This window comes from Rhizobium sp. AG207R, assembly GCF_027109195.1.
In the GTDB taxonomy this organism is placed as follows: domain Bacteria; phylum Pseudomonadota; class Alphaproteobacteria; order Rhizobiales; family Rhizobiaceae; genus Rhizobium; species Rhizobium dioscoreae.
The window spans coordinates 375976-387756 of the sequence record NZ_JAEPVT010000003.1; the positions used below are offsets into that span (position 1 = coordinate 375976).

The following is an 11781-nucleotide window of genomic DNA, read 5'->3' on the forward strand; positions in this document are numbered from 1 at the left end:
CAAAGCGCCCGGCCGATTCTTTTTTGCGATGCGACCAGATTCACCTTGTGAATTGGTTCTAAATAGGTTCTATATAAACACCATGGATAGAACCAGTTTGATCCTCGAATTGAACAATCGCGGTTTGAGCGACGAGACCGCGAGCGGACCGCTTTACAAGCGCCTGGCGCAGGCGCTGACCGGCCTCATCCAGGAAGGTTTGCTGAAGCCGGGCACGGCGTTGCCGGGCGAGCGAGACCTAGCCGGAGCGTTGGAAATTGGCCGCGTCACGGTGCGTACCGCCTATCGCGATCTCCTCGCCTCGGGCGTCATCGAATCCCGCCACGGCAGCGGCACCTTCGTCTCGCAGCATGTCGAGCGCATCGAGCAACCACTCTGGCGCCTCTCCTCCTTCTCCGCCGACATGCGCTCGCGCGGCCGCGAACCGGCGGCGCGCATCCTGTCACGCACCGTCAGCGCACCGGCGCCGGAGGAATCGTTCCTGCTCGGCCTCAGCCTTGATGAGCCCGTGTTGCGGCTCGACCGACTGCGCCTGGCGGATGGCCAGCCACTCGCTATCGAGCGCGCCGTCGTTCCCATCAAGTTTCTGGGCGAAGATGCCATATCCGAAGGATCGCTCTATGACGCCCTTGCTGCCAAGGGTTTCAAGCCGGTGCGTGCCCAGCAAAGGCTGACCGCTGTGACGCTCGACCCGACCTCCGCCTCGATCCTGACCGTGAAGGCCGGCGCGCCGGCGCTTCTGATCGAACGCGTCTCCCGCCTGGCCGACCAGCGCGTCGTTGAATATACCCGCTCGCATTATCGCGGCGATGCCTATGATTTTGTTGCTGAATTGAGAATTGGAGATGACCTATGAGCGAAACCCAATCCCTGATGCTGACGGAAGCCGGCCAATCGCCCGAGGTGGTTGCGACGCTGCTTGAAAAGGAAAAGCCAGCTTTCGCCGAGATCGCGAAGCTCTTCTCGACCGGTCGTCCATCGCTGATCACGACGGCCGCGCGTGGCTCTTCGGACCATGCCGCCACCTTCTTCAAGTATCTCTTCGAAATCTCCTGCGGCGTCCCCGTCGCTTCTGTCGGCCCGTCGATCGCCTCCGTCTATGGCGCACCACTGCATCTGAAGGGCGGCATCCACTTCACCGTCTCCCAGTCCGGCGGCAGCCCTGACATTATCGCCCTGCAAGCCGCTGCCAAGAAGGGTGGCGCCACCACGATCGCCGTGGTCAACGTCACCGACAGCCCGCTCGCCAAGGAAGCCGACGTCGTGCTCGGCCTCAATGCTGGCAAGGAACAGAGCGTCGCTGCGACAAAATCCTTCATCGCCTCGGTTGCCGCCCTTGCCGGCGTGACGGCAGCGATTTCGCAGGATAAGGCCCTGATCGACGGCCTTGCGAAACTGCCGGAAGCGCTTGCCGCCACCTCGGGCATCGACGGCAAGGCTGCCGAGGATGTGCTTTTCAATGCCTCCTCGCTCTATACCGGCGGGCGCGGCCCCGCCTTCGCTATCGCGCTGGAAGCAGCTCTAAAGGCCAAGGAAACAGCCAGCCTTCATGCCGAAGCCTTCTCGCTGGCCGAACTCATGCACGGCCCGATGCGCCTCGTGCAGCCGGGCTTCCCGATCGTCGCCTTCTCGCCCGACGATGCTGCCTTTGCCAACAATGCTCAGGCGCTCGAACGCCTGCAGAAGCTCGGCGCCACAGCCGTCTCCTTCTCGACCGCACCGCTTGCCGGCATAAACCTGCGCATGCCGACGACGGGCAACGGCCTGCTCGATCCGCTCGTGTCGCTGCTGTGCTACTATCGTCTCATCGAGTCGGTGACGCGTCGCAAGGGTTTCGACCCGGACAAGCCGGCTAATCTCCTCAAGGTAACGGAGACCATGTGATGGACTACAAGGTCTTTACCGGCGCCCGCATCTTCGATGGCGATCGGTTTCACGAGGATAGCGCATTGGTGATCGGTAATGGCCGTATCCATGCCATTACCGGTGCCAATGATGTGCCCGACAATGCCGAAACGATCGCGTTGAACGGCGGTGTGCTTGCTCCCGGCTTCATCGACGCGCAGGTCAATGGTGGCGGCGGCCGCATGTTGAATGACGAGCCCTCGGCCGACTCCATGTTTATGATCGCCGCAGGACACCGCCCCTACGGTACGACATCGCTACTGCCGACGCTGATCACCGATGTCGCGGCCGCGAGCGCGGCGGCGATCGAAGGCGCGATCGAGGCGGTGAAAGCCAATCGCGGCGTCGCCGGACTGCATCTGGAAGGCCCCCATCTGGCGCCGGCCCGCAAGGGCGCGCATCTTGCCGAGCTGATGCGCCCGGTCGAAGACAGCGACGTCCGGACCTTCATCCGCGCCCGTGAGGCGATCGGCACCTTGCTGGTGACGATTGCGGCCGAGCAGGTCACCGAGCGGCAGGTGCAGGCACTCGCCGAAGGCGGCGTCATCGTCAGCATCGGCCATAGCGATTGCACGGCGGAAGCCGCCGATGCGCGTTTCGATGCCGGTGCGCGCGGCGTTACCCATCTTTTCAACGCCATGAGCCAGATGGGCCATCGCGCACCCGGTCTCGTCGGTGCGGCGATCGATCACCCTGCCCCCTGGTGCGGCATCATCGCCGACGGCCATCATGTCGATCCGATAGCACTACGCGTCGCGCTGCGTGCAAAGCGCGGCGAAGGCCGGCTGTTCTTCGTCACGGATGCCATGTCGCTCGTCGGCACCGATCTTCCGAGCTTTACGCTGAACGGCCGCACGGTCTATCGCACCAAGGGCGGCTATTGCTCCAAGCTGACGCTCGATGACGGCACGCTGGCGGGCTCCGATGTCGATATGGCCTCCACCATCCGCTACGGCGTCAATATTCTCGAGCTGCCGCTGGCTGAGGCCCTGCGCATGGCGACGTCCTATCCCGCCCGCTTCCTGCGGCTTACCGACCGCGGCTATCTGACGCCGGGAACCCGCGCCGATCTCGTCCACATCAACGACGCCATCGAAGTCACCGAAACATGGATCTCCGGCCAGCCTTCGGCCTAAAATTTGAAAAGGAGGCTCGGCATGACCGCAGTCACGGACAGCTATTTCACCGCCCTCATCGGTCGGCTGGAAACCTTGCGTGAAACGCTGGCCGAGCCGATGTCGAGGGCTTCGGCCGCCATTTGCGCGGCCGCACGCGCCGATCGCCGCGTCTATGTCTTCGGCACCGGCCACTCGCACATGCTGGCCGAGGAGGTGCATTATCGCGCCGGCGGCCTCGCCTTCACCATTCCCGTGCTCGTGGGCTCTGCCATGCTGCATGAAGGCGCCGTTATCAGCTCGGTCTATGAGCGCACCGAAGGGCTTATCCGCCCGGTCTTCGAACGCTACGGCATGCAGCCGGGCGACGTGCTGGTCATCGCCTCCAATTCGGGCGTCAACGCCGCGCCGATCGAGGCCGCCGATTATGGCCGCGAAATCGGCGCGACGGTCATCGCCATCACATCGCTCGCCTATTCGGCCGCCATCGCCAATGGACGCCGGAGATTGGCCGATATCGCCGATATCGTGCTGGACAACGGCTTGCCGCCGGGCGATGCCATGATCGATCTGCCGGGCACGGAGCTGAAGGTCGGGCCGGCCTCGACAGCCGTCGGTACGACGGTCCTGAACGCCATCTTCGCCGATGTCGCTGCCGAACTCTGCAAGGATGGCAATCCGCCCGTCTACCTCAGCGCCAACATGCCGGGCGCCAAGGAAACCAACCAGCAGCTGGTCAAGAAATACCGGCCTCGCAACCCGCATCTCTAAAGCAATTCTAGGAAAAGTGCGCAGCGGTCTTCCGTCCGGGATTGCGTACAGCCAAAGAGATAGAACGGCTCAGAGATTCCGTGAAAAACTGAAACGCTCTCAGGTCCCACCCGAAAGCTCGCAGCAGCTTCCTGCCTGAAACTCATAAAAACAATGGGATAAGGCGGCTGAGCGTTTCCCGTGAAACGCCCAGCCGCTTGGTCAGGCATCATTGTGCCGCGGCATCGGTGGCCGAAGGCTCCTGCGCGGCTTCCGCCTGCTTGCGCCGCCGGCGCAGGACGACATAGAAAACCGGCGTCAGGAACAGGCCGAACAGCGTCACGCCGAGCATGCCCGAAAAGACGGCCGTACCGAGCGATTGCCGCATTTCCGCGCCGGGGCCTGTGGCAATCATCAGCGGCACGACGCCGAAGATAAAGGCGAAGGCCGTCATCAAGATCGGGCGCAGACGCAGGTGGCTGGCCTCGATGGCCGCCTCGACGGCGCTCTTTCCCTCAGCCTGCGCTTGTCGGGCAAACTCCACGATCAGGATCGCGTTCTTGGCCGCAAGGCCTATCAGCACGATAAGCCCGATCTGCGTGAGGATATTGTTGTCCATCCCCCTCAGATGCACGCCGATCAGCGCCGCCAGAACCGCCAGCGGCACGATGAGAATGATCGCAAGCGGAAGGATCCAGCTTTCATATTGCGCCGACAGCGCCAGGAAGACGAAGATGACCGACAGGGCGAAGATATAGATCGCGGTATTGCCGGTATGCTTTTCCTGATAGGCAAGCTCCGTCCATTCGAAGGTCGTGCCCGAAGGCAGGAGGTTCTTCGCCAGCCCCTCCATGATATCGAGGGCCGAGCCGGTAGAGACGCCCGGCCCCGGATTACCTTGAAGGGGGACCGAGACATACATGTTATAGCGCTGCACCAGCGTCGGCCCGGTCGTATCCCGGATATCGACCAGCGTGCCGAGCGGCACGAGCGCTCCGGTCGCCGAACGCACCTTCAGCGCCAGAATATCCTCACGGTCCATGCGATATTGCTGATCGGCCTGCGCGCGCACCTGATAAACGCGGCCGAAGGCATTGAAGTCGTTGACATAGGACGTGCCGAGATTGATCGACAGCGTCTCGAAGATATTCGGGATCGGCACGTTGAGCGCCCGCGCCTTGTCGCGGTCGATCGCCAGGAAATATTGCGGGCTGTTGGCGGAGAAGGTGGTGAAGACGCCGCTGACGCCCTTATTCTGCGCGGCAACGCCCATCATCTGATAGGCGAGCGGCAGGATGCGGCGCATGTCAGCATTTTCCCGGTCCATGATCTGCATCTTGAAGCCGCCGGAATTGCCGATGCCACGGATCGACGGCGGCGGAATGGCGATGATGAAAGCCTCCTCGATGCCCTGCAGGCTGCCGAAGAGCTGGCCGATGATCTTGGTGGCCGTGTCGCCGCTCTTCAACCGCTCCTCAAATGGCTTGAACGGCGTGAAGATGACACCCGAATTCGAGGCATTGGTGAAGGTCGCACCGTTGAAGCCGGCAAAGGCGACGGCATTGGCGATGCCGGGCGTCTTGTTGATGATATCGGTCGCCTTCTGGATGACGGCATTGGTGCGTGCCAGCGAGGCTCCATCAGGCAGCTGCACGACGACGATGGCATAGCCCTGGTCCATGGTGGGAACGAAGCCCTGCGGCACGATTCGACCCATATACCATGTGCCGGCCAACAGACCGGCAAAGACGAGAAGCGCGCAGGCGAGAGCCGCCCACGTCGTGACGAGGTGGCGGACGATCCAGGAATAGCCGCGGCTCATTCGCTCGAAACCCCGGTTGAACCCGTCACCCAGGGCACGGCCGAAGCGCGCGAAGATATTGTTGGATTTCTCGTGACTGTGCGGACGAAGGACGATCGCGGCGATCGCCGGCGAGAGCGTCAGCGAGTTCAGGCAGGAAATCGCCGTCGCGACCGAGATCGTCACCGCGAACTGCCGGTAGAATTGCCCGGAAATGCCGGGAATGAAGGCGGTCGGCACGAAGACCGCAATCAGCACCAGCGAGATTGCGAGCACGGCCGTACCGACCTCGTTCATCGTCACATGTGACGCCTCTTTCGGCGTCATGCCGAGTGCGAGGTTGCGCTCGACATTCTCCACCACCACGATCGCATCGTCGACGACGATACCGATGGCGAGCACCAGGCCGAACAGTGTCAGCATGTTCAGCGAGAAGCCGAAGGCGAGCAGGAAGGCGAAAGTGCCGATCAGCGAAACGGGGATTGCGATAATCGGAATGATCGCCGTTCGCCAGGATTGCAGGAAAACCAGCACAACGATGGCGACGAGAACCGCCGCTTCGAAGATCGTCTTGTAGACCTCGTGGATCGACTCGGCGATGAACTCCGTCGGGTTGTAGATGATGCGGTATTCCAGCCCCTGCGGAAAATCCTGCGACAAGTCCTCCATGGTCTTCTGGATATCGGCGGCAGCGGCGAGCGCATTGGTGCCGGGCCGGGCAAAGACGCCGAGCGCCACCGCCGGGCTGCCGTTCAGATAGCTGTTGGTGACATAATCCTGAGCGCCGAGCTCGATGCGCGCAACATCCTGCAACTGCACGAGACGACCGTTGCCGGTTGCCTTGACGATGACGTAGCGGAATTGCCGTGCGTCGGAAAAGCGCCCCTGGGTCGTGACGGTGTATTGGAAGGCGTTGGTGCCCGAAACCGGCGGCCCGCCGATCGCGCCGCCCGACACCTGCACGTTCTGATCGCGCAGCGCCTGCACGATATCGCCGGCGGTCATGCCGTAGGCCGCGAGCTTTTCCGGATCGAGCCAGATGCGCAGCGAATATTGCCGCTCGCCGAAGAGCTGCACGTCGCCAACACCGTCCAGACGGACGAGAATGTCGCGGATGCGCGTACGGGCATAGTTGGAAATGTAGAGCTGGTCGTAGCGATTGTTCGGCGAGAGGAGATGCACGACCATCATCAGGTCGGGCGAACTCTTGACCGTCGTAATGCCGATGCGGCGGACGTCGTCGGGCAGGCGCGGCTCGGCGATGGCGACGCGGTTCTGCACCAGCACCTGCGCCTTGTCGAGATCGGTGCCGAGCTTGAAGGTGACCGTCAGCGACATGGAGCCGTCGGCACTGGAATAGGAGGACATGTAGAGCATGTCCTCGACGCCGTTGACCTCCTGCTCGATCGGCGTCGCCACCGTATCGGCGATAGTCTGGGCGTCGGCGCCGGGATAGGAGGTGCGAATGACGATAGTGGGAGGCGCAACCTCGGGATATTGCGCTACCGGCAATTGGAAATAGGCGATGCCGCCGACGATCAGCAGCACGATGGAGAGGACCGATGCGAAAATCGGCCGATCGACGAAGAAGTGGGAAAACCTCATTGGCTGGTCCCCTGTGCATCGGCCTGGGCCGGCGGCTCGTCGTTCGTCGCCTGCTGCGGCAGCTCGATCAGCTGCGGTGTCACCTTGACGCCGGGCCGGATCCGCATCAGCCCGTTGACGACGATCGTCTCGTCGCCGGTCATGCCATCGCGGATGACGCGATAGCCATAGAGCTTCGGCCCGAGGCGCACGGGCTTCGGCGTGATATTGCCGGCGGTATCGGCGACATAGACGACGCGCTGATTCTGATCCGAGCCGATAGCTTCGTCGGGGATCAGGATCGCCTTGTAGCTGTTCGAGCCTTGCACCTGAACGCGTCCGAACAGGCCGGGCTGCAGGATGAAATCAGGGTTCGGGAAGCGGGCGCGGACACGGATCGTGCCCGTTTCGTTGTCGACGCGGTTTTCGGCGAAATCGAGCTTGCCTTTGAACGGCTTCTGGCGGGAATCGGCGATGGTCACGGTCACATCCAGCCCGCCGCCGCCCTGCTGAAGGGCACTGCCGTTCTTACGAGCCTCATCGGCATAGGAGAGCAGCCGGCGCTCGTCGACGTCGAAATAGAAATCAATGGGGTCGAGTGACACGATGGTCGTCAGCACGGTCTGATCGGCCTGCACGAGATTGCCGACGGAAATCAGCCGGCGGTCGATGCGGCCGCTGAGCGGTGCGGTGATCTTGGTGAAATCCATGTCGAGATTGGCGCGATCGACAGCGGCCTGCGCGCCACGCACATTCGCTTCGGCGGAAACGAGATCGCGGCGGCGGTCGTCGAGGGTCGACGCCGACTGGCTGCCCGTTGTCGACAGCGATTGCGCGCGCTTGAATTGTGCATCGGCGAGCGTCAGCGACGACTTCGCGACTTCCAGCGAGGCCGTCGCTTCGTTCAGCGCGGTCACGAATGGCCGCTGGTCGATGACGAAAAGCAGGTCGCCCTGCTTGACCATGGCGCCATCCTTGAAATGCACTTCCTGCAGATAGCCGCCGACCCGCGAGCGCACAGAAACTTCATCGACCGCCTGGAAGCGCCCAATGAACTCGTCGCTGTCGACAACATCTCGGACGATGGGCTTGGCAACCGTGACGGGCGGAGCCGGCGGCGCACCCTGCGCCAGCGCCTGGGCGCCCGAAAAAACGGCAAGAACACAGCTGAACAACACGGCACGCGGCAGCATCGGCATGAAGGCCCCCTCGAAAAACCGCATGCGGCATCAGGCGCCGTCATCACGGTAAGCGCTCACGAAATTTGTCTGCAACTTTCTACGAAGAACCTGTCGCCATCAGGCGCAATCCAATCAGGCCGCTTCGGACTTCCCCAACATGCGCCACGGGCCACGTCGGCCCGGGGGTATCAACCGGCCCGTCGTCCGGCAGCATGCGTTAATGTATAAACGGTTTATCGGATTCGACAACAGGGAATGAACCGGCTGCGACCGAGCGCAACCGATTGTTTTTTCTGCATAGTAAAGACGCGCATAGGATGAGCGGATAGGGCCTTAGCCCTCCAGCTCCTCGCGCAGCATTTCGAGCTCCAGCCATTCTTCTTCCATCCTGGTCAGGCTTTCGCGCAGCTTTTCCATCTCCGCGGCAAGACGGTTGAACGTTGCGGCATCCTTGGAAAAGAGGTTGGGATCGGCCATCTTCTTCTCGCGCGCGGCAATCTCGGCCTCAGCCTTGGCCATTTCCTTCGGCAGGTTTTCGAGCGCGAATTTCTGCTTGTAGGAAAGCTTGCCCTTGCCCTTCGAAGCCTCGGAAGCCGACGCCGAAGCTTCGGCCGATTTCGGCTTTTCGGCCGCCTTTTCAGCCCGCCTGCGTTCCTCGATCGCTCCCTTGCGCTGGGCAAGCATGTCGGAATAGCCGCCGGCATATTCGATCCAGCGACCATCGGGCTCTTCCGGATCGGCGGGCGCTATCGTCGAGGTCACGGTACGGTCGAGGAAGTCACGGTCGTGGCTGACGAGGATGACCGTACCGGCAAAGCCGGACACGATTTCCTGCAGCAGGTCGAGCGTCTCGATATCGAGATCGTTCGTCGGTTCGTCGAGGATCAGGAGATTGGTGGGCCGCGACAGGATGCGCGCCAGCATCAGCCGGGCGCGCTCGCCGCCGGAGAGGTTCTTGATCGGCGTGCGCGCCTGTTCGGGCTGGAAGAGGAATTCCTTCATATAGCCGGTCACATGCCGCTGCTCGCCATTGACGAGCAGGTTCTCGCCGCGGCCATCGGTCAGATAGTTGGCGAGCGTATCTTCCGGGTTCAGCTCCTCGCGCTTCTGGTCGAGCGTCGCGATCTCCAGATTGGTGCCGAGCTTCACCGTGCCGCTATCAGGCTCCAGCTGACCCGTCAGCATCTTCAGAAGCGTCGTCTTGCCCGCGCCGTTCGGGCCGACGAGACCGATGCAATCGCCGCGATGCACACGGATCGAAAAGGGCGCGACGATGACCCGCTCATTATAAGACTTGGTGATCTTGTCGGCCTCAATCACCAGCTTGCCGCTTTCCTGCGCATCGGAAGCAGCCGCCTGTACGGTGCCCAAAGCACCTCTATGGCCGCGGTAGCGCGAACGCATATCCTGAAGCTCGCCGAGGCGGCGCATGTTGCGCTTGCGCCGCGCCGTCACGCCGTAGCGCAGCCAGTGCTCCTCGCGCTCGATCTGTTTGCCGAGCTTGTGCTGCTCCAGCTCCTCGGCTTCCAGCACCTGATCGCGCCAGGCCTCGAAATGGGCAAATCCCTTATCCAGCCGGCGCGAGGTGCCGCGGTCCAGCCAAACGGTCGCGGTCGACACTTTTTCAAGGAAGCGACGGTCGTGCGAGATCAGCACGAGTGCGCTGCGGCTCTTCTGCAGTTCGCCTTCCAGCCACTCGATGGTCGGCAGGTCGAGATGGTTCGTCGGCTCGTCGAGCAGCAGGATATCCGGCTCCGGCGCCAGAACACGGGCAAGCGCTGCACGGCGTGCTTCCCCGCCGGAAAGATTCTTCGGATCCTCTTCGCCGGTCAGACCAAGATGAGAGAGCAGATAGGTGACGCGATAGGGATCATCACCAGGCCCGAGGCCGGCTTCGGCATAGGCGGCAACCGTCTTGTAACCGGCAAAATCCGGTGCCTGCTCGAGATAGCGCACGGTCGATGACGGATGACGGAAGACTTCGCCCGATTGCGCCTCGACAAGACCAGCGGCGATCTTCAGGAGCGTCGACTTGCCGGAACCATTGCGTCCGACAAGGCAGATCTTGTCACCCGGCTCCACCTGCAGGTCGGCACCGGCGAGCAATGGCGCACCGCCAAAGCTCAGGAAGATGTCGTCGAGTTTCAGAATGGGAGGGGCCAAGATCAGACTCCGGAAAGGTCATAAGGGCGGGCAAGAACGATGGCCCTGCCGCTGCCGAGCGAGAAGCGCACGTCGCCTTCCGCCACATTGGAAATGGTGCGCGACGCGCCGAAGGGCAAATGAAAATCGTGCAAGGGGTAACGGGCATTCTCGATGAAGAGACCTGTCAGGTCGCTGAATCCGAGGACCGAAAACAGCGAGCCAGCCGGCAGCGCCAGCGTGAGTTCACCCGGCGGAAGCGGCACCGCCTCCTCGTCACCGGAGGTCAGGAAGATATCGAAGCCCTTTTCGGCCAGATGCACGCCGTAAAGCAGGTGCTGGATCGCGTGATCCGACCGCTCGCCGCCCATGGCACCGGCAAGGATCAGCCTCGTGGCACCGCGATCGATCGCTTCCGAAACGGCGATCTCGCCATCAGTCGCTGCCTTCGCCGCCGGATAGGGTTGCCTTGGAACATTCGGAAAGGCCCCCTGCAGATCGGCAGGCGTGGAATCGAAATCGCCGACCCACAGCTCCGGCTCCGCCCCGAGCGCGAGCGCATGGCGCATGCCGCCATCGGCCGCGATGAAACGGCTGCCGGAAACCGCATCGCGCAATCGCTCCGTCAGGCGAAGCTCGCCGCCAAGCAGGATGGTGAAGGTGGTGGACTGGCTCATGAGGCAAGCCCATAGCGCAAAGTCGTATCCCTAGGGAAGAGCGCCATGCTCAAGAACAACCGCGACAACCGCTCAGTCGTCCGTTTCCTTGATGCGCGCCTGGAAAACCCGCTCGTAGCCGCTGACGTAGCGGTCGAACAGCAGCGAGAAATTCTCGATTTCCTCCGGCGTCCAATCGGCGAAGATGCTGCCGATGACGGAATATTTCTGCGCCTGGATCTCCGACAGCAATCGCTGCCCGAGCGCGGTCAACACCACCACGATGCGCCGCGCATCCGCCTGCGACGCCTTGCGTCGCAACACGCCGCGCGTCACCATGTCGGCAACGATGCGGCTCGCCCGCGACGGATCGATCCGCAGCATCTCGGCAATCGTGCCGACGGTGACTTCGCCCGTCTCTTCCGCCCGCCGCACGACATCGAGCACGTCGAGATGAGACAGCTCAAGTCCCGGCGCGACGCTCTGAATGGCAAGCCTGCCGATCATGCGGCGACCTGTCAGTAGGCGCATGCGCGTCATCGCATGGCCGATACGCAGGAGATTCTCGTCGTCGGTCAGGGCCTGGGCTTCAATTTCACGTGTATTCGTCGCAGATGTCATCTTTCCACCATATCAGAGGCGGTAAA

General features: G+C 62.5%; 9 protein-coding genes. 4 read left to right on the forward strand and 5 right to left on the reverse strand.

The annotated features are described in order from the left end of the window. Positions 1-82 precede the first annotated feature (82 nt). From JJQ51_RS09300 to JJQ51_RS09315, 4 genes are read left to right on the forward strand one after another with little or no spacing between them, the layout of a single operon-like run. Positions 83-856, forward strand: coding sequence for a GntR family transcriptional regulator (locus JJQ51_RS09300; protein WP_112724171.1), 774 nt, complete (start codon positions 83-85; stop codon positions 854-856). Beyond that, positions 853-1884, forward strand: a complete 1032-nt coding sequence (locus tag JJQ51_RS09305; RefSeq protein WP_113389789.1) for an SIS domain-containing protein — start codon at positions 853-855, stop codon at positions 1882-1884. Before JJQ51_RS09300 ends, JJQ51_RS09305 begins: the two co-directional genes overlap by 4 nt. Continuing rightward, positions 1884-3041, forward strand: coding sequence for an N-acetylglucosamine-6-phosphate deacetylase (gene nagA / locus JJQ51_RS09310; RefSeq protein WP_113389788.1), 1158 nt, complete (start codon positions 1884-1886; stop codon positions 3039-3041). Before JJQ51_RS09305 ends, nagA begins: the two co-directional genes overlap by 1 nt. A gap of 21 nt (positions 3042-3062) precedes the next feature. Beyond that, a complete protein-coding gene (locus JJQ51_RS09315; protein WP_113331474.1) occupies positions 3063-3791 on the forward strand; it encodes an SIS domain-containing protein in 729 nt (242 codons plus the stop codon). A gap of 208 nt (positions 3792-3999) precedes the next feature. Here the strand turns inward: JJQ51_RS09315 and JJQ51_RS09320 are convergent, their stop codons facing one another. The 5 genes from JJQ51_RS09320 to JJQ51_RS09340 form a co-directional block, all read right to left on the reverse strand. Beyond that, positions 4000-7176, reverse strand: a complete 3177-nt coding sequence (locus JJQ51_RS09320) for an efflux RND transporter permease subunit (protein WP_113389787.1) — start codon at positions 7174-7176, stop codon at positions 4000-4002. Then, positions 7173-8354 (reverse strand): efflux RND transporter periplasmic adaptor subunit, encoded by a 1182-nt coding sequence (locus JJQ51_RS09325; RefSeq protein ID WP_113389816.1) that lies wholly within the window; start codon positions 8352-8354, stop codon positions 7173-7175. The genes JJQ51_RS09320 and JJQ51_RS09325 overlap by 4 nt, the downstream gene beginning before the upstream one ends. A 315-nt stretch (positions 8355-8669) precedes the next feature. After that, the gene (locus JJQ51_RS09330) at positions 8670-10499 is read right to left on the reverse strand and encodes an ABC-F family ATP-binding cassette domain-containing protein (RefSeq protein WP_269244609.1); all 1830 of its coding nucleotides are present in this window, start codon (positions 10497-10499) and stop codon (positions 8670-8672) included. A 2-nt stretch (positions 10500-10501) separates the two neighbouring features. Further along, a complete protein-coding gene (locus JJQ51_RS09335) occupies positions 10502-11155 on the reverse strand; it encodes a thiamine diphosphokinase (RefSeq protein ID WP_113352716.1) in 654 nt (217 codons plus the stop codon). A gap of 72 nt (positions 11156-11227) precedes the next feature. Further along, a complete protein-coding gene (locus JJQ51_RS09340) occupies positions 11228-11755 on the reverse strand; it encodes a MarR family winged helix-turn-helix transcriptional regulator (RefSeq protein ID WP_113331467.1) in 528 nt (175 codons plus the stop codon). Positions 11756-11781: the final 26 nt, after the last annotated feature.